Annotated in this window: 22 protein-coding genes; 12 read left to right on the top strand and 10 right to left on the bottom strand. The window is 67.4% G+C overall.

From position 1 onward, the window contains the following. Positions 1–25: 25 nt before the first annotated feature. The 5 genes from trpD to lexA all read left to right on the top strand — a co-directional run bounded on the left by trpD (position 26) and on the right by lexA (position 4,257). Positions 26–1,009, top strand: a complete 984-nt coding sequence (gene trpD / locus ACW9TV_RS05385) for an anthranilate phosphoribosyltransferase (RefSeq protein WP_494304824.1) — start codon at positions 26–28, stop codon at positions 1,007–1,009. 9 nt (positions 1,010–1,018) lie between these two features. Continuing rightward, positions 1,019–1,813 (top strand): indole-3-glycerol phosphate synthase TrpC, encoded by a 795-nt coding sequence (trpC, locus tag ACW9TV_RS05380; RefSeq protein WP_494304823.1) that lies wholly within the window; start codon positions 1,019–1,021, stop codon positions 1,811–1,813. After that, positions 1,810–2,280, top strand: coding sequence for a cyclic pyranopterin monophosphate synthase MoaC (moaC, locus tag ACW9TV_RS05375; RefSeq protein WP_494304822.1), 471 nt, complete (start codon positions 1,810–1,812; stop codon positions 2,278–2,280). The genes trpC and moaC overlap by 4 nt, the downstream gene beginning before the upstream one ends. 4 nt (positions 2,281–2,284) lie before the next feature. After that, positions 2,285–3,466 carry a molybdopterin molybdotransferase MoeA gene (locus ACW9TV_RS05370; RefSeq protein WP_494304821.1) on the top strand — a complete coding sequence of 394 codons (1,182 nt, stop codon included), beginning with the start codon at positions 2,285–2,287 and terminating at the stop codon, positions 3,464–3,466. A 95-nt stretch (positions 3,467–3,561) separates the two neighbouring features. Next, positions 3,562–4,257, top strand: a complete 696-nt coding sequence (gene lexA, locus ACW9TV_RS05365) for a transcriptional repressor LexA (RefSeq protein WP_494304820.1) — start codon at positions 3,562–3,564, stop codon at positions 4,255–4,257. Between the two features lie 139 nt (positions 4,258–4,396). On the opposite strand, the gene ACW9TV_RS05360 is transcribed toward lexA, so the two are convergent. Beyond that, positions 4,397–4,987, bottom strand: coding sequence for a urate hydroxylase PuuD (locus ACW9TV_RS05360; protein ID WP_494304819.1), 591 nt, complete (start codon positions 4,985–4,987; stop codon positions 4,397–4,399). Between the two features lie 114 nt (positions 4,988–5,101). On the opposite strand from ACW9TV_RS05360, the gene ACW9TV_RS05355 reads away from it, so the two are divergent. The 3 genes from ACW9TV_RS05355 to ACW9TV_RS05345 all read left to right on the top strand — a co-directional run bounded on the left by ACW9TV_RS05355 (position 5,102) and on the right by ACW9TV_RS05345 (position 7,831). Then, positions 5,102–5,992 carry a DMT family transporter gene (locus tag ACW9TV_RS05355; protein ID WP_494304818.1) on the top strand — a complete coding sequence of 297 codons (891 nt, stop codon included), beginning with the start codon at positions 5,102–5,104 and terminating at the stop codon, positions 5,990–5,992. Between the two features lie 82 nt (positions 5,993–6,074). Further along, positions 6,075–7,388, top strand: coding sequence for a cytochrome P450 (locus ACW9TV_RS05350; RefSeq protein ID WP_494304817.1), 1,314 nt, complete (start codon positions 6,075–6,077; stop codon positions 7,386–7,388). Between the two features lie 2 nt (positions 7,389–7,390). Continuing rightward, positions 7,391–7,831 carry an acyl-CoA thioesterase gene (locus ACW9TV_RS05345; protein WP_494304816.1) on the top strand — a complete coding sequence of 147 codons (441 nt, stop codon included), beginning with the start codon at positions 7,391–7,393 and terminating at the stop codon, positions 7,829–7,831. Here the strand turns inward: ACW9TV_RS05345 and mnmA are convergent. Continuing rightward, positions 7,828–8,919, bottom strand: a complete 1,092-nt coding sequence (gene mnmA / locus ACW9TV_RS05340; RefSeq protein ID WP_494305040.1) for a tRNA 2-thiouridine(34) synthase MnmA — start codon at positions 8,917–8,919, stop codon at positions 7,828–7,830. The genes ACW9TV_RS05345 and mnmA overlap by 4 nt on opposite strands. A gap of 570 nt (positions 8,920–9,489) precedes the next feature. Between mnmA and sciP the strand changes: the two genes are divergently transcribed. Together sciP and ACW9TV_RS05330 are read left to right on the top strand one after the other, a co-directional pair. Further along, the gene (gene sciP / locus ACW9TV_RS05335) at positions 9,490–9,798 is read left to right on the top strand and encodes a CtrA inhibitor SciP (protein ID WP_494304815.1); all 309 of its coding nucleotides are present in this window, start codon (positions 9,490–9,492) and stop codon (positions 9,796–9,798) included. A gap of 281 nt (positions 9,799–10,079) precedes the next feature. Next, a complete protein-coding gene (locus ACW9TV_RS05330; protein ID WP_494305039.1) occupies positions 10,080–10,700 on the top strand; it encodes a response regulator transcription factor in 621 nt (206 codons plus the stop codon). 122 nt (positions 10,701–10,822) lie between these two features. Here the strand turns inward: ACW9TV_RS05330 and ACW9TV_RS05325 are convergent, their stop codons facing one another. Continuing rightward, positions 10,823–11,548: an RNA methyltransferase gene (locus ACW9TV_RS05325; RefSeq protein ID WP_494304814.1), complete on the bottom strand. Its 726-nt coding sequence runs from the start codon at positions 11,546–11,548 to the stop codon at positions 10,823–10,825. An 81-nt stretch (positions 11,549–11,629) separates the two neighbouring features. On the opposite strand from ACW9TV_RS05325, the gene lnt reads away from it, so the two are divergent. Together lnt and metK are read left to right on the top strand one after the other, a co-directional pair. Beyond that, a complete protein-coding gene (lnt, locus tag ACW9TV_RS05320) occupies positions 11,630–13,180 on the top strand; it encodes an apolipoprotein N-acyltransferase (RefSeq protein ID WP_494304813.1) in 1,551 nt (516 codons plus the stop codon). Positions 13,181–13,250: 70 nt separating this feature from the next. Next, positions 13,251–14,474, top strand: coding sequence for a methionine adenosyltransferase (metK, locus tag ACW9TV_RS05315; protein ID WP_494304812.1), 1,224 nt, complete (start codon positions 13,251–13,253; stop codon positions 14,472–14,474). 36 nt (positions 14,475–14,510) lie between these two features. On the opposite strand, the gene ACW9TV_RS05310 is transcribed toward metK, so the two are convergent. The 7 genes from ACW9TV_RS05310 to leuS all read right to left on the bottom strand — a co-directional run bounded on the left by ACW9TV_RS05310 (position 14,511) and on the right by leuS (position 22,041). Next, the gene (locus tag ACW9TV_RS05310; protein WP_494304811.1) at positions 14,511–14,957 is read right to left on the bottom strand and encodes a hypothetical protein; all 447 of its coding nucleotides are present in this window, start codon (positions 14,955–14,957) and stop codon (positions 14,511–14,513) included. Continuing rightward, a complete protein-coding gene (gene argB, locus ACW9TV_RS05305) occupies positions 14,954–15,877 on the bottom strand; it encodes an acetylglutamate kinase (protein ID WP_494304810.1) in 924 nt (307 codons plus the stop codon). Before argB ends, ACW9TV_RS05310 begins: the two co-directional genes overlap by 4 nt. A gap of 118 nt (positions 15,878–15,995) precedes the next feature. Continuing rightward, a complete protein-coding gene (locus tag ACW9TV_RS05300; RefSeq protein ID WP_494304809.1) occupies positions 15,996–16,790 on the bottom strand; it encodes a LytR/AlgR family response regulator transcription factor in 795 nt (264 codons plus the stop codon). Continuing rightward, entirely contained in the window at positions 16,787–17,953 is a 1,167-nt protein-coding gene (locus tag ACW9TV_RS05295; RefSeq protein WP_494304808.1) for a sensor histidine kinase, read from the bottom strand. The genes ACW9TV_RS05300 and ACW9TV_RS05295 overlap by 4 nt, the downstream gene beginning before the upstream one ends. 10 nt (positions 17,954–17,963) lie before the next feature. After that, positions 17,964–19,010, bottom strand: coding sequence for a DNA polymerase III subunit delta (gene holA / locus ACW9TV_RS05290; RefSeq protein WP_494304807.1), 1,047 nt, complete (start codon positions 19,008–19,010; stop codon positions 17,964–17,966). Further along, positions 19,007–19,477, bottom strand: a complete 471-nt coding sequence (lptE, locus tag ACW9TV_RS05285; RefSeq protein ID WP_494304806.1) for an LPS assembly lipoprotein LptE — start codon at positions 19,475–19,477, stop codon at positions 19,007–19,009. The genes holA and lptE overlap by 4 nt, the downstream gene beginning before the upstream one ends. A 26-nt stretch (positions 19,478–19,503) precedes the next feature. Further along, on the bottom strand, positions 19,504–22,041 hold the full coding sequence (gene leuS, locus ACW9TV_RS05280) for a leucine--tRNA ligase (RefSeq protein ID WP_494304805.1): 2,538 nt from the start codon (positions 22,039–22,041) through the stop codon (positions 19,504–19,506). Positions 22,042–22,047 lie beyond the last annotated feature (6 nt).

Below are 22,047 nucleotides of genomic sequence, written 5' to 3'. Positions count from 1 at the left end.
ACCGCCGGACGCGTGGGCAGGCGGCATGACAAGCCTGCCCGATCCCTCCCGCCCGCTTGACAGCGGGACCGCCGCCGACGCCTTCGACAGGATCCTGGGCGCCGACCTTGCGGACGCGGACATCTCCGCCTTTCTGCTGGTTCTGTCGGAGCGGGGCGAGACGCCGGATGAGATCGCGGCGGCCGCCCAGGTGCTGCGGGCGCGGATGTGCGCCGTGGAAGCGCCGGAAAACGCCATCGACGTGTGCGGAACCGGCGGCGACGGATCGCACAGCCTGAATGTCTCGACGGCCGTCGCCTTCGTCGTCGCGGCCTGTGGCGTGCCGGTCGCCAAGCATGGCAACCGCGGGGCCTCCTCGCGTAGCGGCACGGCGGACGTGCTGGAAGCCCTTGGCTGGCGGCCGGATCAGCCGCCCGCGCGCGTGGAAGCGGCGCTGCGGGAAACGGGCATCGCCTTCCTGTTCGCGCAGGCGCATCATCCGGCGCTGGCCCGTGTGGCCCCCATTCGCCGGGCGCTCGGGCGGCGAACCATCTTCAACCTGCTGGGCCCCCTTGCCAATCCGGCGCGCGTGAAGCGGCAGATGATCGGGGTGTTCGCGCCGGTGTGGGTGCAGCCCGTCGCGCAGGCGGCCATGACCCTGGGCGCAGAGGCCGTTCTTGCCGTGCATGGCGGTGGTCTGGACGAAATCGCCGTTCATGCCGAAAGCACATTGGTGCGCGGCAGCACCGACGGGCTTTCGACGGAACACTTCACGCCGGAGGCGCATGGCCTTGCCCGCCACCCGCGCGAGGCGATCGCCGGCGGCGACCCTGCCGAGAATGCCGCCGAGCTTCGCGCCCTCTTCGACGGCCGGGGGCGTCCGGCCTATCGCGACATCGTGCTGGCGAACGCCGCAGCCGCACTCACTGTTGCGGGCCGCCCCTGGGAAGCCGCGCTCGCCGAAGCCCGCGAGGCGCTGTCGGGCGGTGCGGCGGCCGACCGCCTCGCGCAGTTCCTGTCTTTCCGCTAAGGGCCAGCAATGGGTGACCGCCTCCAACCGATCCTTGAAGCCAAGCGCGCGCATGTTGCCGCGCGCAAGGCTGTTCGTCCGGCGGATTCGCTGGATCCCGGCGCCTTCGGCCCGCCGCGCGGATTTGCATCCGCCCTTCTGGCCGCGCGCGCGGCCGGGCGCTTCGGCCTGATCGCGGAAGTGAAGAAGGCAAGCCCGTCCAAGGGCCTGATCCGCCCCCAGTTCGATCCGGAGGCGATCGCCATCGCCTATGAAGCGGCCGGGGCAACCTGCCTGTCGGTGCTGACGGACGAGCCCTATTTCCAGGGCAAGGATGCCTATCTGGCGCTGGCCCGCCATGCCGCCAGCTCATTGCCGGCGCTGCGCAAGGATTTCATCGTGGATCCCTACCAGATCCGGGAATCGCGCAGCCTGGGGGCTGACGCCATCCTGCTGATCGTCGCCGCGCTGGATGACGGGCTGATGGCGGAGCTGGAGGCGGCCGCCTTCGAGATCGGGCTGGATGTGCTGGCCGAAGTGCATGACGAAGCCGAACTGGCCCGCGCCTGCCGGCTGAAGACGCCCCTGATCGGCGTGAACAACCGCAACCTGAAGACGATGGCGGTGAATCTGGCCGTGACGGAACGAGTGGCGGCAATCGCGCCGAAGGACCGGCTGCTGATCTCGGAATCGGGCATCAGCAGCCATGCCGACCTTCTGCGCCTGTCGGATATCGCCGGGGTGACGACCTTCCTCGTCGGCGAGACGCTGATGCGCGAACCCGACGTGGAAGCCGCAACCCGGGCGTTGCTGGGCGGCCGATGACCGGCCTGACCCACCTGGACGAGGCCGGCGCGGCCCGCATGGTGGATGTGGGCGCCAAGGCGGTGACGGCGCGCATGGCGGTGGCCGGCGGACGCATCGCCATGAGCGCGCAGGCGCTGGCGGCCATCCGCGAGGGCAGCGCGAAGAAGGGCGACGTGCTGGCGACGGCGCGCATCGCGGGCATCCTGGCGGCGAAGCGGACGTCGGATCTGATCCCCCTGTGCCATCCGCTGCCCGTTTCCAGCGTATCGGTCGAACTGGCCCTGGAAGCGGACGGCGTGGCCGTGACGGCAACCGTCGCCACCACCGGGCAGACCGGCGTGGAGATGGAGGCGCTGACGGCCGTGTCGGTCGCGCTGCTGACCATTTACGACATGGCCAAGGCGCTGGACCGGGGCATGCGGATCGGGGATGTGCGGCTGCTGGAAAAGCGCGGCGGCAAGTCCGGCGACTGGCGGGCCCCCTGAGGGCATGGCCGGGCTGATCCCGTTCGAGACGGCGCTGTCGCAGATGCTTGCGATGGGCGCGCCGCTGCGGGCGATCCAGAAGCCCATCCAGCTGGCCGCCGGACATGTTCTGGCGGCCGATGTGCAGGCGCTGCTGACCCAGCCGCCCGCCGACATGAGCGCAATGGACGGCTATGCCATCCGCTTCAACGGTTTGCCCGGCCCGTTCCGGGTTGTGGGCGACTCCGCCGCCGGCAGGCCTTTCACGGATGTGCTGGCCGAAGGAGAGGCGGCGCGCATCTTTACCGGCGCCGAAGTGCCGCGGGGTGCGGATACCGTCGCCGTGCAGGAAGATGCCGAACGCACCGGCAACCTGCTGCGCTTCCCGGGAGACGGGCCGCCACGCGAAGGGGCGCATATCCGCCGGCGCGGGATCGACTTTGTGGCGGGCGACGTGCTGGCGCGCGCGGGCGACCGGGTGACTGCGGCGCGGCTGGGCCTGCTGGCGGCCGCGGGGCTGGCGACGGTTCCGGTTCACCGCAGGCCGCGTGTCGCCCTGCTGTCCACCGGCGACGAACTGGTGCCGCCCGGCATCGCCCCGGGGCCCGGGCAGATCGTGGGATCGAACGGACTGATGCTGGCGGCGCTTCTGGGTGCCGAAGCCGATGTGACAGACCTGGGCATCGCCCCTGACCGACCCGAAGCGCTGGCCGGGCGGATCGCGGCCGCGCAAGGCTTCGACCTGCTGGTGACGGTGGGCGGCGCATCGGTTGGCGAGCATGATCTGGTCCGCCCGGCGCTTCTGGCGGCCGGTGCGACGATGGCGTTCTGGAAGGTGGCGATCCAGCCGGGCAAGCCGCTGATGGCGGGGCGCCTGGGTGATGCGCTTGTCGTGGGGCTGCCGGGCAATCCGGTTTCCGCCTTCGTGTGCGCGCGGCTGTTCCTGCTGCCGCTGCTGAGGCTGCTGGCGGGCGACCGGGCGCCCCGGGATCACTATGGCATGGCCCGCACCACCGTGCCGCTGCCCGCGAACGGCGTGCGGCGGCACTTCATGCGCGCACAGTTTCGGAACGGAAGCATCACCCCCGTTGAAAACCAGGACAGCAGCCTGATGCGGATGCTGACACAGGCCGACGCGCTGCTTGTGCGGCCCGAAAACGACCCAGCCCAGCCGGCGGGTGCATCCGTTCCGGTGCTGACCCTCTGACAAGGGGTGCAACCCCCTTGACCTGTTCCGTTTGGTTCCCTTAATGTTCCACCCATGTTCCTTCTGGGTGGAACAGCCGATGGGAAAGCGCCGGAATGCTGACTGCAAAGCAACATGAACTGCTGCTGTTCATTCACAAGCGGCTGGAAGAAACCGGGGTTTCCCCGTCGTTCGAGGAAATGAAGGAAGCTCTGGATCTGAAATCCAAATCCGGCGTGCACCGTCTGATCGGCGCGCTGGAAGAGCGGCAGTTCCTGCGCCGCCTGCCCAACCGCGCCCGCGCGCTGGAGGTGATGCGCCTGCCCGGATCCGCCGGATCGGCGGCGGCCGCACCAGCCCCCACGGCTTCCGTTTCGGATCTGGCAGAGGCTCGGGCCCGCAGGGTGGCTGCAAGCCTGCCATCCGATGCGCCCGCAATCGCGGTGCCGCTTGTCGGGAAGATCGCAGCCGGCCTTCCGATCGAGGCGATCGAGGATCATGAGCAGCTGGCGGTTCCGCAGGCGCTGCTGGGCGCGGGCGAACATTATGCGCTGCAGGTTTCCGGCGATTCCATGATCGAGGCCGGCATCTTCGACGGGGACTTCGCACTGATCCGCAAGACGGAAGAGGCGCGCGAGGGCGACATCGTGGTCGCGCTGATCGACAATGCCGACGCGACGCTGAAATACTTCCACCGGGAAAAGGGCATGATCCGGCTGGATCCGGCCAACAGCCTGTATGAGCCGCAGCGCTACCTGCCCTCCCGCGTGAAGATCCAGGGCAAGCTGGCGGGGCTGCTGCGCCGTTATTGAGCCGCCGCGGGCCCCTCGCGCATATCCAGCCGCGCCAGCCCCGTCGCCAAAGGTGCAGGCGGCTGAAAGTGCGGGCAGCAAAAGGCCCGCCTCCGGCCGTTCCGGAAGCGGGCCCGTCAGGCTTGCGAAGGGGGCGGTGTCAGACGCCGCCCAGCCAGCCCTGCGTCACCATGCAGTACAGCATCGGCAGGGACAGAACCGTGTTGGTTCGGCTGAAGATCATCGCCGTGGTCGCGGCCTTCGCCTTGGTGTCGGCGTCCGCCTCCACGATGCCAAGCGCCTTCTTCTGGTTCGGCCAGATCACGAACCAAACGTTGAAGGCCATGATCAGCGCCAGCCACATGCCCAGCCCGATCACGCGCGCGCCCGGCCGCAGCGCCAGCGCATCGATCAGGTAGCCGGACAGCATGGCGACAATCAGGCCCGTCAGCACGGTGAAGGCTGCCGCCCAGCGGAACCAGAACAGCGCTTCGGGCGCGATGTATTTGGAAACACCCGGCTTCAGTTCGGCAGGAACCTTCGGCATCGTCGGGATCTGCACGAAGTTGAAATAATAAAGCAGGCCGATCCACATGATCCCGCACAGCACATGCAGGAAGCGGAAAATGCCGTTCGCGAAGTGGGTGCCTTCGCCGCCGACCAGCGTGCCATGGAATCCGAACAGCACCACCAGCAGCAGAACAGCGCCCAACAGCACGGCATAGGACAGATTGCCCAGCAGTTTTGCCATGATCCTTCCCCTCATCCCTTGAATTTCAGACCGAATTCGTACGGCTTCTGAACCGTTCATGCCAGCCATGCGAAGCGGTTGCAATCACCTCGCAATGCGCCCAACGGATGCGGCATGCGCGCAGGCCCCTTCCTTCTGTACATCATCGGGATCGCGATCTTCTGCGCGATGGATGCGGTGATGAAGAAGCTGGTCGAAACCAACCCGGCGGTGATGGCGACCTTCTGGCGCTACGTCGCGGCGATCTTCTTCACCGGCCTCATCTGGGTGCAGGCCGGGCGGCCGCGCATCACGGCAGACATGCTGCCCGTGCACCTGGCGCGCGGGGTGATCCTGGCGCTGTCCGCCTTCCTGTTCTTCTGGTCGCTGACGGTGCTGCCGCTGACGCAGGCGGTGACCATCGCCTTCATCGCCCCGCTGCTGATCCCGCCCATTGCCGCCGTCCTCCTGAAAGAGCGGCTGCAGAGCGGCAGCCTGTTCGCCGGGATCGCGGGCTTTGCCGGCGTGATCGTGGCGGTGGGGATCGACCCCGGTGCCTGGACAGAGGGCCAGCTGCTGGGCGTGGCGGCGGTGCTGGTATCCGCGCTGACCTATGCGTTGACCATCGTGCTGCTGCGTCTGCGCGCCGCGAAGGACGGGCCCGCCATCGTCAGCCTGCTGGGCGCGATCATCCCGGCGGGGGCGCTGCTCGTGCCCATGCTGCTGACGGTGCCGGCCGGGGCCATCCTGCCCAGCGGCGAAAACTGGCTGTGGGTTGCGGCCGCCGGCGCAACGGGCGCGGTTGCGCTGCAATTCATCGCCCGCGCCTACGCCCGGGCGGAAGCGCAGGTGCTGGCGCCCTTCGAATATACCGCGCTGGTGTGGGCTGCGCTGTACGGCTGGCTGTTCTTCGCCGAACCCGTCGCGCCACGCACATGGGCGGGCGCCTTCATCATCGGGGCTGCCTGCATCTGGCAGGCGCGTCGCGCCTCTGCCGCACCGGAACCTTCCTCTCCTGCCGGCTGAGGCGCTTAGCCCCCAGCCTTGACAGCTTGGCAGCCCAGCGCCGCGCGGCCAATCAGGTACAAACCGCTGGGAGGCGAGAAAGATGGCGACACAACCCTTCACCTGGAACCGGGACACGCTGGACGACCGGATCGTGAACCCCGAAGTCTACACCGAACCGGCGACGCTGCTGGCGGACTATGCGACCCTGCGCCGGGACGATCCCGTTCACTGGACCCAGCCCAGCGGATACCGGCCTTTCTGGGCGATTACCCGCCACGCCGACATCACGGCGGTTTCCAAGGCGAACGACCTGTTCATAAACCGGGAGCGCACCTACCTCTCCCCCATCGAGGGCGAGCAGTGGATCCTGCAGATGACAGGCGACACCCACCTGTTCCGCACCCTTGTCGATCTTGACGACCCCGAACATCGCAAGCTGCGACAGGTGACACACAGCTGGTTCCAGCCGGGCACGGTGAAGAAGAACCTGGAGCCGAAGGTGCGCCAGATCGCGCGCGAACATGTCGATCTGATGCGCGCCAAGGGCGAACGACTGGATTTCGTGAACGAAGTCGCGCTGTTCTACCCCCTTCGGGTAATCATGGAGATCCTGGGCGTCCCGCGAGAGGACGAGCCCATGATGCTGAAGCTGACGCAGGAGACCTTCGGCGCGCTTGACCCGGACGTGATCGCGCGTTCGCAGATCCTCACGGAAAACAGCACGCTCTGGGGCCGCTCAACAGGGGACAAGCAGGTGGACCTGCTGCAGCTGGCCCAGATCTTCTTCCAGTATTTCGCCAAGGTGATCGCGGACCGGCGCGCCAACCCGCGCGACGATGTGGCGAGCGTGATCGCCAACGGCACCATCGACGGCCAGCCCATCCCCGAGCGGGAGGCGCTGTCCTACTATGTGATCACCGCAACCGCCGGCCATGATACCACCAGCAGCTCGGCCGCGGGCGGCTTCTGCGAACTGGCGAAGAATCCGGCCGAACTGGCGAAGCTGCACGCGGATCCGTCGCTGATCCCGCTGTTCGTGGAAGAGGCCATCCGCTGGACCACGCCGGTGAAGCATTTCATGCGCACCGCGACCGAGGACACGATCCTGGGCGGCAAGACCATCCGCAAGGGTGACGGGCTCTGCCTGTTCTACCTGTCGGGCAACCGCGACGAGACGGTGTTCGACGAGCCGGACGTGTTCCGGGCGGATCGCGACCCGAATCGCCACATCGCGTTCGGACATGGCGCGCACCTGTGCCTGGGCATGCACCTGGCGCGGCTGGAACTGCGCATCCTGTTCGAGGAACTGCTGCCGCAGATCAAGGCGGTGGAACTGGATGGCGAGCCGAAATACTCCTACGCGAACTTCGTGAACGGACTGAAGACGCTGCCCGTGCGCGTGACCTGGGCCTGAGGATGGGCCTGAAGGACGAAGGCTGGCGGCTGGACGCGGCCGCCTACCGCCGGCGGGAAACGATCCAGACGCGCTATGGCGACATGGATGCCAACGCGCATCTGAACAATGTCGCCATCGCGCGGCTGTTCGAAGAGACGCGCGTGCGCATGCTGAGCCGCCTGCGCCGCACCCCCGAGGGCGGGGATCCTTCGTCGATGATGATCGTGCATGTCTCGATCGACTATCTGGCGGAGGGGCAATATCCCGACGATGTGGAAGCCACGCTGGCGGTGACGGACATCGGGCGGTCCAGCTTCCGGCTGGGGCTGGCGCTGTTCCAGCAGGGTCGTGCCATCGCCATCGCTGACTGCGCGATGGTCAATCTGTCGAACCGCCGCCCCGCTCCCATCGGAGAGGATCTTCGCGCTGCGCTGGAAGCGTTGGCGCGCCGGGATGCCTAGCGGGCGGCCCGGATGAAGGCGCCGCCCAGCACCCGGCTGCCTTCGTAGCAGACCGCCGCCTGCCCCGGCGAAACCCCGAACTGAGGCTCGGGGAATTCCAGCCGGGGCGAAGCGCCGCCGAACAGCCGCGCCGGGGACAGTGGCGCCATGGAGCGCAGCTTCACCGATACCGGCAGACCATCCGCCAGCAGCGGACCGGCAAGCCAGTTCAGGGCGTCCAGCTCCACGGTGGAAACCGCGAGAGCCGCCCGGGGGCCGACGACGAGGCGGTTCGCCGCCGCGTCAAGCCGGACCACATAGAGCGGTTCCGCCTGGCCGCCGATCTCGATCCCGCGCCGCTGGCCCACGGTGAAGCCGATCAGGCCGGCATGACGGCCCAGCACCCGGCCTTCGATGTCCACGATGTCGCCGGGACGGTCCGCGCCGGGGCGGAGCTTCTTCACCACCGCACGATAATCGCCGCCGGGTACGAAGCAGATGTCCTGGCTGTCGGGCTTGGCGGCGACACGCAAACCGAAATGGTCGGCCAGCAGGCGCACGGTCGGCTTGTCCAGCCCACCCAGCGGGAAACCCAGCCGGGCAAGCTGAGCCGGGGTGGTGGCGAACAGGAAATAGCTCTGGTCTTTCGAAGGATCCGCCGCGCGGTGCAGCTCCGGCCCTGACGCGCCTTCGAGGCGCTGCACATAATGGCCTGTCAGCAGGGCTTCCGCGCCAAGATCCGCCGCAACGCCCAGCAGGTCACGGAACTTCACAGTCTGGTTGCAGCTGATGCAGGGTACCGGGGTGCGGCCTTCCAGATAGCTGTCCGCGAAAGCCTCCATCACCTCGCTGCGGAAGGCGGAGGCATAGTCCAGCACATAGTGGGCGAACCCCTGCGCATCGGCCACGGCGCGGGCGTCGGCGATGTCCGATCCGGCACAGCAGGCCCCTTCGCGCGCCGGCGCGGCCTCATGGTCCGACAGGCGCAGCGTGACCCCGATCGTCTCGCACCCGTGCCAGTGGGCGATGGCCGCGACCACGCTGGAATCCACCCCGCCCGACATGGCGACGACGACACGGGTGCCGGGTGCGGGAAGTCGCGCCGAAATGTGACGAAGTGCGCCCTGAACCGCGTCCCGCGGCCCGGATGCGCCCCCGGTAACAATGCTTTGCACCACTTCGGCCACGTTTCGGGTTACCTGACAATCATCGTTGGTCTCAAGGCGGGAACACACCTGCCGTTGCTTGGGAGAAGGCAGGCAGCAGTCCGACGACAGAGGCTGGAGCGCGCGCACCGCGCCTTCGACCGGGAAGCGCCCAGATGGGCCGTCCCGGTCGAAAGCACAAGGTGCCTGGATCCGGGCGGGGTTTGACTGGCCCCGGCGGATGCGCGGTTCGAAGGCCGGGAGACGCCAGGCGCGGATTGGGCAGGTGAGGCTGCCCGGACCGCGCCGGACGCGGACACCGGCCGGCGGGAATGGCCCCGACCGCCGGAGGAGTGGCTGCCGACAGGAAACGACGGTGGCCGGGTTGCGTGAAACTGCTTTGTCGGAAGAGCAAGGGTTAGAAACATGAACGAACAAGAGGCCAAGTCGCCGACGTCCGCTGAGACCCGGGCAGCCAGGAACCCGAGCGGCGCCCGTGCCGATGATCAACGGCCCCTCGAAGTCCCGGGCCCGATGGGCGGGATGATCTCCCTGGAAACGCTTCCCCCGCCCGACACGCGGCGCTGGGTGGTGCGGCGCAAGGCCGAAGTGATCGCAGCCATCCGCGGCGGCCTGCTGACCGCTGCCGAGGCCTGCGCCCGGTACCGGCTGAGCCCCGAAGAGATCGAACTGTGGCAGGACTCCATCGACCGCGCCGGCGTTCCCGGCCTCAGGGTCACCCGGATCCAGCTGTATCGCGACTATCCCGTGAAGCCCGCAGCCAAAGAGGCGAAGCGGCCGGAGCCGGTGCACCGCGACCTGAGCCGCCACTGGTCGATCTGACCCCCTGAATTTGCTGCGGCGGCGCCCGTTTACACGGAGGCGCCGGCCCGAAAGGACGACAAGAAATGACGATGATCGACCATGGCGGGCATGATCCGCTGACCGGAATCGACGCGATCCGCGTTTCGGGCCGCCGCGAAGCGGACACGCTGGACACGTCCCTGGGGGCCGGGATCGCCCCGGCCGCAGCACCTGCCCGCAGCCGTTTCCAGGCGCCCAGCAGCACGACCCGCCTGCTGCTCGTCGAGGACGACCGGCTTCTGTCGGATGCGCTGTCCCGCATGCTGGAAATGGCCGGCTTCACCGTCTACGTCACCGGCTTCGGGGAAGACGCCCTGGATCTCGCCCGTGCCTACCGCTTCGACGTGGTGGTGCTGGATCTCACGCTGCCCGACATCGCAGGGTCGATGGTGCTTCAGCAACTGCACCAGATGCGCCCTGACACGCCCGTCATCATCCTGTCCGGCGAAAACGCGCTGGAAAGCAAGATCGAGAATTTCCTGGAAGGCGCGGATGATTACATCACCAAGCCGTTCCACCGCGACGAGCTGCTGGCCCGCATCCATGCGGTGCTGCGCCGGGCCCGGGCCGCTTCTCCGCAGGAAGTGAAGTTCGGCCCGCTGGTGCTGGATCTCGTCGCCCATCGCGCCGCCGTGCATGGCGTGCCGGTGCCGCTGACGGGCAAGGAATATGCCTGCCTCGAATTCCTGGCGACGCGCCGGGGCATGACAGTGACGAAGGAAATGTTCCTGGCGCACCTCTATGGCGGGCAGGACGAGCCGGAGATGAAGATCATCGACGTGTTCATCTGCAAGCTGCGCCGCAAGCTCGCCGACGCGGGCGCCCCGCCGGTGATCGAAACCGTCTGGGGCCGGGGCTACACCATCGCCAACGAAGCCTGACGGCTTCGGTCATCGGGCGCCGGCAGCGCCCGGACCCTGCCGCGCTGCGGCAGCGACAACTTCTTTTCGCGAACACATCCAGGGTTGGATGAGCTCGGGCCTGACTGCGCCTATGCCGCGCGTCAGGCCCGTTTTTTTCGGGCCTCGGCCAGCGCGCGAATGATGCCGCGCAGGGTGCGCACCTCTTCCGTGGTGAATTGCGGTCGGGTCAGCAGCGCGGCCAGCGTTCGCCGGGTGGCAGGTGTGCGATCGGGCACATGATAGTAGCCGGCCTCATCCAGCGCGCGATCCAGATGCGCGATCAGCCCCGCCACTTCGCCATGCGGCGCAGGCACATGGTCCGGGGCCGGGGCCGACGCAGGGGCTGCCGCCTGAAACCATTCATACCCCAGCAGCAGCACCGCCTGCGCAAGATTCAGCGACCCATGGCCCGGGTTCACCGGGCAGGTGACGATGGTTGCGACAGGGGCAAGATCGTCAGCCGTCAGCCCGGATCGCTCCGGGCCGAACAGGATGCCGGATTTCAGCCCCTTTGCCGCGGCCTTGCGCATCATCGCCGCCGCCTCGCGCGGGGTCACCACCGGCCTGGGCATGTCGCGCGGGCGAACCGTCGTCGCGAAGGTCAGGTGGCAATCCGCAAGCGCCGCAGCAACGCTGTCATGCACGGTCACGGCCTCCAGCACATGATCGGCGCCGGCGGCAGGCGGGCCGGCTTCGGGATTGGGCCAACCGTCGCGCGGCGCCACCAGCCGCAGCTGATCCAGCGCGAAATTGCCCATGGCACGCGCGGCCATGCCGATGTTCATGCCCAGCTGCGGGCGGACGAGGATGAATGCAGGCGCCGTCATGGCCGGGCCGATGCACCAGCGGCGCGCCCGCGTCGAGTCCGGCGCTGGCGAACCCGCCCGGCAGCGGCTATGCGCCCGGCCATGACAGAGCAGCACCCGATCATGCACAAGCTGGCGGCGCTGCCGTCTTCGATCGCCTTTGCAACCGCCCTAGCCGCCGGCGCGCTGGCGGCGCTGGGCTTCGAACCGGTGGGCAGCGTCGCGGGGCCCGTTCTGGGCCTTGCCCTGCTGCTGTTGCTGTTGGCGGCCCGTCCGCGCGGGCGGGCCTTCTGGCTGGGGCTGGGATTCGGATTCGGCAATTTCCTGATCGGCCTCACATGGATCGCAACGGCCTTCAGCTTCCAGTCCGCGATGCCGGCATGGATGGGCTGGGTCGCAGTCGTCGGGCTGTCCTTGTTCCTGGCCCTGTACACCGCCCTTGCGGCGGGGCTGGCGCGGCGCCTCGCCAACGGGGTGGTGTCGCTGGCCCTGATCTTCGCCGGCCTGTTCGCCCTCGCAGAGATCCTGCGGGGGCTGCTGTTCACGGGATTCGCCTGGAACCCGCTGGGCGCCGCCTGGCTGCAATTGCCGGGCGTGGCGCAACTGGCCGCGCTGGTGGGTGCGAACGGGCTTTCGGCGCTCGCGGTGATCGCCGGCGGCAGCCTCGCGGCGTTGATCGCCGCGCGTGGCGAAGCAGGGCGGCTGGGGCTGGTGCTCGCCTTCCCGCTGCTGCTGGGGATCGGGCTGGTCGTGCCACGCATCCAGAAACCTCTGCCCGCGCCGACGGCGACGAAACTGCTGCTGGTGCAGACGGGCGTGGGCATCGCAGACAAGCATCAGGCTGGCGGGCTTGAGCGCAATGTCGAGGCGGCGGTCGCCCGCACCCGGCTTGCCATTGGCGGTGGGCTGAAGCCGGATCTGGTGATCTGGCCGGAAGCGACCGTCGAATATCCGCTGGAGGAACTGCCCGAACTCAGGCGCGAACTGGTTTCGGGTTTTCCAGAAGGCGCGGCCCTGCTGACAGGCGGCGTGGCGCTCTGGCGCGATGCAGGCGGCACGATCACGGCGGCGGCCAACAGCGCCTATCTGCTGGACAGCGGCGGCGAAATCCGCGCCCGCTATGATAAGGCGCATCTGGTGCCCGGCGGCGAATATCTGCCGCTGCGCGCCATCGCCGAGCCGCTGGGGCTCGCCCGATTGGTGCCCGGTACGCTGGATTTCAAGCCCGGCGACGGGCCGGCGACCTGGCGCTTCCCGCCCCTGCCCGCCATCGCACCCAATATCTGCTACGAAATCATCTTTCCCGGCGCCATCGTGGACCGGGGCGACCGGCCGGACCTGATCGTCACCATTTCCAACGATGCCTGGTTCGGCCCGTCTGGCCCGCCGCAGCATCATGCCCAGGCCCGGCTGCGCGCCATCGAGGAAGGCTTGCCCGTCGCCCGCGTCACCCCGACGGGCATTTCCGGCCTGATCGACCCGCGCGGCGGCCTGGTTCAGACCCTGCCGAAAGGTGTGGCGGCCCATGCGCTCATCGCGGCGCCCGCCCCTCTGAAACCAACCCCGTTCGCGCGGATCGGTCTTCTCTCCCCTGCGGGATTCGCGGCAATCCTCATCATCGCAGGCTTGTGGCTTAGCCGCAGAAAGACATAAGTATCTCTTTATATCCCTTGCCATCGCTGGCCCCAGCGGCTAGCGGCAGTTAGAGTCCAAAGGAGCTCCAATGCCGCGCAGCAGCTTCATCTTCACTTCGGAATCCGTCTCCGAAGGCCATCCGGACAAGGTCGCGGACCAGATTTCGGACACCGTCGTCGATTTCATGCTGACGAAGGATCCGCAGGCGCGCGTCGCCTGTGAAACGCTGGTGACAACGCAGCGAATCTATCTGGCCGGGGAAATCCGTTGCAAGGGCGTGTTCGATGAGGAGGCCCATCCGGATACCGAAGGCTGGGCCCCCGGCGTGCGAGACGAGATCGAGCAGCATGTGCGCCGCACGATCCGTGACATCGGCTACGAGCAGGACGGTTTCCACTGGCAGACGGCCCGGTTCGAGAACCATCTGCATGGCCAGTCCGCGCATATCGCCATGGGCGTCGATGAAAGCGGCAACAAGGACGAGGGGGCTGGCGACCAGGGCATCATGTTCGGTTACGCGACAGACGAAACCGAAGATCTGATGCCGGCGACCCTGTGGTACTCGCACCGGATCCTGGAACGACTGGCCCAAGATCGCCACAACCGCGTCGTCGATTTCCTTGAGCCCGACGCCAAGAGCCAGGTGACGCTTGCCTACGAGAATGAAGTGCCGGTTCGCGCCACTGCGCTAGTGCTTTCCACCCAGCATGGCAGGGCCCTGTCGAACGACGCAGGCCAGAAGCGCCTGCGCGACTATGCGATGACCGTGTTCGAAGAGGTTCTGCCCAAGGGCTGGCTGCCCGGCGCGGCCGGAATCTATGTGAACCCGACCGGCCTGTTCGAAATCGGCGGCCCCGACGGCGATGCGGGCCTGACCGGCCGCAAGATCATCGTGGACACCTATGGCGGCGCAGCTCCGCACGGCGGCGGCGCGTTCAGCGGCAAGGATCCGACAAAGGTCGATCGCTCGGCCGCCTATGTCGCGCGTTATCTCGCCAAGAACATCGTCGCGGCTCGCCTTGCCCGCCGGGTGACAATCCAGCTGTCCTATGCGATCGGCGTGGCAGAACCGCTGTCGATTCTGGTTGACACCCACGGCACTGGAACGGTCGACGAAGCCCGCATCGAAGCCGCGCTGCCAAGGCTTGTGCGGCTGACGCCAAAGGGCATCCGAACCCACCTGGGCCTGAACCGGCCGATCTACCGGCGCACGGCCGCCTACGGACATTTCGGCCGTCAGCCGGATGCCGACGGCGGCTTCAGCTGGGAACGGACGGATCTGGTGGATGCGCTTCGGGGCGAACTGCTCTGATGCGGGCGGGCGGCAGACGCCGCCCGTTTGCCCCCGTCAGTCGAGCTTCACCTGCACGGCCGGAATCCGCGTCCAGCCGTTCTTGTCCAGGTCCTTCCACGGCTCCGCGAACTTCGGGATGGCGTCGCGCATGTAGGCCGTGACCTGCGCGTCGAGCGCCTCGCAGCCCGATGGCGTCAGCAGCTTCAGCTCCGCCACTTCCCAGCGTTTGTTCTCCCCCGCGCCGCGCGTCTTCATCTGCGCGTCGAACTCGAACTTGTGGGACATCTTGCCGGCGGTTCCCTCCAGCGTGGGGCACTGGCCGCTCTTGATCGCGTTCTGCGCCATGGGAGCCAGCGGCGCCAGCGTCTGTTCGAACATCGCCGGCCAGACCCAGGTTTCCCCCAGCCGCCCCTGGTTGCCGTTGACAGCGGCGGCCGGCCCCGCGGCCGCGATGGCGATGGCGGCCCCGGCCAGGGCGATCAGGGACGTGATGGGTTTCATGCCTGCCTCCGAACAAGTGTGCCGGCGCCGCGCCGGGTGAAGATTTCCAGCAGCATGGCATGTGGAACGCGCCCGTCAAGGATCACGGCGGCATCCACCCCGCCGTTCACCGCGCCCACGCAGGTTTCGAGCTTCGGAATCATCCCGCCGGAAATGGTGCCGTCCGCTTCCAGGCGGGCCACATCCTCAGGTGTCAGGTCGGTCAGCAGAGAGCCATCCTTCGCCAGCACGCCGGGCACGTCGGTCAGCAGGAAGAAGCGCGCCGCCCCCAGCGCGGCGGCAATCGCGCCGGCACAGGTATCGGCGTTGATGTTGTAGGTGTGGCCGTCCGTGCCGGCCCCGATCGGCGCGACCACGGGGATGAAATCGGCCGCCGTCAGCACGTCGATCACCTTGCGGTCCACCTTCGCCGGTTCGCCGACGAAGCCCAGGTCCACGGCCTGCTCGATGGCGGAGCCGGGATCGCGGCTGGTGCGATTCACCTTTTCTGCTGTGATCAGCCCGGCATCCTTGCCACTGAGCCCAACCGCCCGGCCGCCGGCTTCGGAAATCCAGCGCACCAGTTCCTTGTTGATGGCGCCCAGCACCATTTCGGCCACTTCCGCCGTTTCGGCGTCCGTCACGCGCAGGCCGTCGACGAAGCGGCTTTCCACGCCCAGCCGCTTCAGCATCGCCCCGATCTGCGGGCCACCGCCATGCACAACCACCGGGCGAATGCCCACCTGCTTCAGCAGCACGATGTCCTCGGCGAAATCCCGCGCCAATTCCGGGTCGCCCATGGCGTGGCCGCCATATTTCACCACAAAGGTCTGCCCGGCGTAGCGCTGCAGATAGGGCAGCGCCTCCACCAGCACCTCGGTCTTGGCAAGCATGGAGGGATCAGGGGCGTGGCGGGCGCCAGCGTAAGGCTTTTCGGTCATGGCTCGCGCATTGGCACCGTGACGACGGCATTGCTAGATGCTTCGCAAGCCTCCGTCGGGGCTTCCCGATCGTTCGCGGGCAAAAGGGGACGGTGACGCCTCCCCTTCATTCAAGCCGTCAGAGGAAGCGTGCCACCACGTCGCGATAGGAGCGGCTGACCTTCACCGTCGCGCCGCTGGCCAGCGTCAGGAAGCATTCGCCGTTGGTATGGGGCTTCACCTGGCGCACATTGTCGAGGTTCACGATGGTGGAGCGATGAACGCGCTGGAACTTGCGCGGGTCCAGCCGGCGCTCCAGGTCCTTCATCGTCTCGCGCAGGATCAGCGTCTGGTCGGCCGTCGTCAGGCACATATAGTCGCCGGCGGCGTCGATCTTCTCGATCGAATCCACGTCCACACGGAAGATCTGGCCCTGATCCTTCACGTTGATGATCTTCTCGAACCGGTCTGAGGCTGGCTCGGCGGCGGGCTGCAGGGTGGAAACGGACTCAGGGTCGACTTCGGCCAGCTTGGCGGCCAGCCGCTCGGCTTCCTCGCACATGCGCTTTTCCTGAAGCCGCACGCGCACCCGCTCGATCGTCTGCGCCAGCCGCTCGGTCTCCACCGGCTTCATCAGATAGTCCACCGCCTGCGCCTCGAAGGCGCGGATGGCATGGTCGGAAAAGGCCGTCACGAACACGAACAGCGGGGGGGTGATGTCAGCCAGCGCAGACACGACGGAGAAGCCGTCGAAACCCGGCATCTGCACGTCCAGGAACACCAGGTCGGGCTTTTCCGTGCGGATGGCGCGGATCGCTTCCCGGCCGTTCATCGCTCGGCCGACGATCTCGATATCCTGGAACGGCTTGAGCCGAAGCTCCAGCCCCTGCACGGCGAGGGGCTCGTCATCGACGAGAAGGGTTCGGATGGTCATTGGGCAACCTCTTGCACGAAGCCTTGCAGACGTTCGCTGCGGGCCACTTCGGCCGGCGAGACGAGTTGCAAGGGAATTTCGATTACGGCGAGTACGCCCGGCCCCTTGGCCGCCCCGGTTTGAACGAGCGGTGAACTACTGTTCGGCAGAATCTCGAAGCGCTGATCCTCGCCATAGGCCTGCTGCAGCCGATCCCGGATGTTCGCCAGGCCGACGCCCGTACCTTCCGCAGCAGACCGGCTCTCGCCCACGCCCGGTCCGGTATCGGCCACCGTCAACTCCAGCCTGTCGCCCAAGCGCCGGGCGGTCACCCAGATGTCCGCGCCCTCCTCCAGAGGGGTGACGGCATATTTGACCGCATTCTCCACCAGCGGCTGCAACAGCAGGGATGGGATGCGCGCATTCATCACATCCGGGGCGATGTCGAATCGGGTGCGAAGCCGGTCCTCGAAGCGGGTGCGCTCGATTTCCAGATAGAGTTTCAGCGCCTGGATCTCCTGCGCGACGGTCGCCTGGCCTTCGCGCTCGCCCACCAGGCTGTAGCGCAGGAATGAGGACAGGCGCGACAGCATCGTGTTCGCCTTTTCCGTTTCCGCCAGCAGCACCAGCGTGCTGATCGAATTCAGCGTGTTGAACAGGAAGTGCGGATTGATCTGGTAACGCAGCATTTCCAGCTGCGCGCTGTTCGCCTGCGCCGCCATGCGCTCGAACCGCTCGGCCTGTTCGTCCAGCATCAGGAAATAGTTGATGCCGTAATACAGGGCAGACCAGGCCCCAAGCACGGCAAGTGTCAGCAGGATTGCGCCGAAGAACTCGATCCCCGCAGGGCGCCAGCCGGGTTCATAGAAGGTGGCGTGCGCCCACACCTCGATCACGGAAAACAACACTGCCGCCGTCACCAGGATCATCAGAGACAGGCTCCACACCCAGACCGGCTTCATGCGGATGATGGCGCGGTAGGCCCAGGCCATCAGCAGGGTGATGGAAAACCCCGTCACCGTGACGAGGATTGTCGGCAGGATGAAGCTGATGCCCATCCGGTTCGCCAGCCCGCCCAGCGAACGCAGCAGGAAATAACCGACCCATCCGGCGATCTGGAGTGTCCAGAAAGCGCGGTTCTTATCGGCGAAGAAGCCCTTCGGCGCAGGCACGGTGGATGGCATCCGGGTGAACCTAGGGTCTTTCCCGCCTCTTTCCAAGGTTCGCGCCGGCTTCAAGGTTCACGATCGCCTGCCAGCCGGCCACATCGCCCGGGCCACCCGCCTGCTTGATCGCCTGCTCGCCAGCCAGCATGGCTGCAAGCCCGCGCCGGATCCGGGGCAACGGCCAGTGCCGCAGCGCGGCGGCCACAGCATCCACGTCCTTCCAGAACACGGGCGGCCGAAGCGCCTTCACCGCCGCCTGCGGCTGCGCGCCGGCATCCACCGCCGCCCGCGCCTCGGCCAGTTGCAGAAGCCGGCGGGCGATGGCCCGCAGGGCGGGAATGGCACTGTTGCCGGCCAGCAACCGGTACTGTCGCTCGGTCGCCACGGCGTTGCCCGCGATCACGGCGGAAACCAGCAGGTTCATGTCGTCCTCCGCGCTGTCGGCCCCCAGCGCCGCGACATGATCACGCCCCAGCGTTTTCGGGGAATCCGGGGCCGAATCCAGAAACAGGGCGAACTTCGACAGTTCCGAGGCCAGCACGCCGGTATCGCCATCGGACGTGGCAACCAGCCGCTCGGCAATGCCGGATTCCAGCCGCAGGCCAAGCGACTTCGCATGTGCGTCCAGCCAGCCCAGAAGCTCTCGCCCTTCCAGCGGATAGGAAATCAGCGCCAGCGCAAGCGGGCTGTCTTCGGCAAGCTTCCTGAGGCCGCTGGATTTCGAAAGATCGCCCGCCAGCATCACCACCGGATTGCCGGCAGCAGGCGCGGCCAGCAGCAGACGCACCGCTTCCTGCGCCGATTCCCCGGCCCCTGTCACGCGGATCAGCCGCGCGCCGCCGAACATCGAAACAGAAGCGGCCTCGTCCGCCAGCCGGCCCGGATCGGACTTCAACTCGTCGGTGGCGAGATCGGTGACGGCCATGGGATCGGCGGGATCGGCCAGCGCTGCGGCGGCAGCCTGCGCCAGTTCGCGGCTGGCGGATTCATCCGGCCCGGCCAGCAGCAGCAGGCGGATCGCGGGATCCCAGCTCGAAAAGCGGCGCAGGAGGTCGGCGCGGCGAACCGCGGTCATTCAGCCGCCCGGCTGCGGGCCAGAAGCGCCACCCGGGCGACGATCTGGTCGGCGATGTCCTTCGAAAGCCGCTCGAGCGCGGTCGCCTCCGCCGCGACCACGGCATATTCCGAGCTGACGACATCGACGCCGGCATCGGCGCTGGCGGTCGTGTCCAGCAGGACAGCGCCTGTCGCGATCTCCGTGACGCGATAGCGCGCACGCAGGGTGCGGCGCTCGCGGATGATCGAGTTGTCGCCGCGCACGCCGAAGCCGATGATGTTGTCGTCCAGCGCCACATCCAGCTTCAGCACCGGGTTGCCCGACGGATTCATCCGCTCAATCAGGCGATCCCGCACCAGGAAGCCGGCCTTGTCCGCGATCGGGGCCACCTCGATGCCGGACAGCATCGTCTGCGCCTGCCCGGCGGTTCCGCCGGAATAGACCGGCGCGAGCTGGCAGGCCGCCAGCGCGACAGGCAGCAGCAAGGGCCAGAAAAGGCGCGCCAGCCGCTTCACAGCACGATGTTGACCAGGCGATCCGGCACGACGATCACCTTCTTCGGCGTTGCGCCCGCGACAAGCGCCTGCACCTTCGGCAGCGCCATCACGGCGAGCTCGACCTCGGGCCGGGGCAGGCCCTTTGCCAGGGCAACCGTTTCGCGCAGCTTGCCGTTCACCTGCACGGCATAGGTGACTTCATCGTCCACCAGCAGGGCGGGATCGGCAACGGGCCAGGATGCGTCCGCGATCAGCCCCTGCTCGCCGATCAGCGCCCAGGCTTCCTCCGCGACATGCGGCACCATGGGCGACACCAGCAGAAGCAGCGTCTTCGCGGCCTGTGCGCGGGCAGCAGAGGGTTTCGCCTTTTCGATGGCGTTCGCCAGCTCATAGGCGCGGGCGACCGCCTTGTTGAACTGCAGGCGGTCGATATCGTGGGTGATGCCGTCGATCGCCTTGTGGGTCAGCCGGGTCAGCGCCTCGTCCTCGCCCGCCGGGGCATCCTTTGCCAGGCCGGCGATGCGCCACAGCCTGTTCACGAAGCGCGATGCGCCCTCGATCCCGGCGAGAGACCATTGCAGGTCCCGCTCGGGCGGACTGTCCGACAGCATGAACCAGCGCGCAGCGTCTGCCCCGTAGCGGTCCAGAATGGCGTCGGGATCGACGACATTCTTCTTGGATTTCGACATCTTCTCGGTGCGGCCAGCCTGCGCCGGTTCACCGCTGGCGATTTCGATCCAATGGTCGCCGCGCTTTTCCACCTGCCCCGGTTCCAGCCAGTCCCCGCCCCTGGACTTGTAGGTCTCGTGCGTGACCATCCCCTGCGTGAACAGGCCGCGGAACGGTTCGGTGATGCCGATCTGGCCGATGCTCGCCAGCGCGCGGGTGAAGAAGCGGCTATAGAGCAGGTGCAGGATCGCATGTTCGATCCCGCCGATATACTGCGCCACCGGCAACCAGGATTCGGCTTCCGCCCGGTCGAACGGCCTGTCCGCCGGTTGAGAGGCGAAGCGGATGAAATACCAGCTGGAATCGACAAAGGTATCCAGCGTGTCGGTCTCGCGACGGGCAGGCTTTCCACAAGCCTGGCAGGCGACATCGCGCCATGTGGGATGGCGATCCAGCGGATTGCCGGGGCGGTCGAAGGTCACGTCCTCCGGCAGGGTCACCGGCAGGTCCGCCTTGGGAACCGGCACGATCCCACAGGCTTCGCAATGGATGATGGGGATGGGTGTGCCCCAGTAGCGCTGGCGGGAAATGCCCCAGTCCCTGAGACGGAACACGGTGGTGCCCTGCCCCCAGCCTTCGGATTCGGCCCGGGCGATGACGGCCGCCTTGGCCGGCTCCACTTCCATGCCGGTCAGGAACCCGGAATGGATCAGCCGGCCGGGCCCTGTATAGGCCTCGTCGCCGATGGGCACATCCTCCTCGCCGGGCAGCGCCACAACGCGCGGCACCGGGAGCATGTATTTCCGTGCGAAGTCGAGGTCGCGCTGGTCATGCGCGGGGCAGCCGAAGATGGCGCCGGTGCCATATTCCATCAGCACGAAATTGGCGATGAACACCGGCAGGCGGCGGCCCGGATCCAGCGGGTGAACAACCGAAAGGCCGGTGTCGAAGCCCTTCTTTTCGGCCGTCTCGATCTCTTCAGCGGCCGTGCCCGTGGCACGGGCATCCGCAATGAAGGCCTGTGCCGCCGCGTTCCCGGCCGCAATCGCGGCCGCGATCGGATGATCGATGGCGACGGCGGCGAAGCTGGCGCCGAACAGCGTGTCGGGGCGGGTGGTGAACACCTCGAAACTGCCGGGCACGCCGTCCGGCGGCGAATCGACATCGAAACGGAACCGCAGGCCCTTGGATTTGCCGATCCAGTTTTCCTGCATCAGCCGCACTTTTTCCGGCCATTGGTCCAGCGTGGCCAGATCGGCGGCGAGTTCCTCTGCGAAATCGGTGATCTTCAGGAACCACTGGGTCAGCTTGCGGCGTTCCACCACCGCGCCGGAGCGCCAGCCGCGCCCGTCGATGACCTGTTCATTGGCAAGGACCGTGTTGTCCACCGGATCCCAGTTCACCCAGGCGTCGCGGCGATCGACCAGGCCGGCCTTCAGCAGATCCAGGAACAGGGCCTGCTCATGGCCGTAATAGTCCGGATCGCAGGTGGCGAATTCGCGCGACCAGTCGATCGCAAGGCCCAGCCGCTTCAGCTGGGCGCGCATCGTGGCGATGTTCTGGCGTGTCCAGTCGCCCGGATGCACCTTGCGTTCCATCGCGGCGTTTTCGGCCGGCATGCCGAAGGCATCCCACCCCATCGGATGCAGAACGGCATGGCCCTGCATGCGGCGCGCACGGGCCAGCACATCGCCCATGGTATAGTTGCGCACATGGCCCATGTGGATGCGCCCCGAAGGATAGGGGAACATCTCGAGCACCATCGTCTTCGGCTTTGCCGAACTGCTGTCGGCGCGGAAGGTCTGCGCCGCTTCCCAGCGGGCCTGCCAGCGGGAATCCGCCTCACGCGGATCGAAGCGACCGCTTTCGGGTTCGATTGCCATGGGTGT

The organism is Sandaracinobacter sp. T42 (assembly GCF_059115405.1).
The sequence above is the reverse complement of the archived record's forward strand: the minus strand, read 5'-3'. Positions and strand labels throughout refer to the sequence as shown.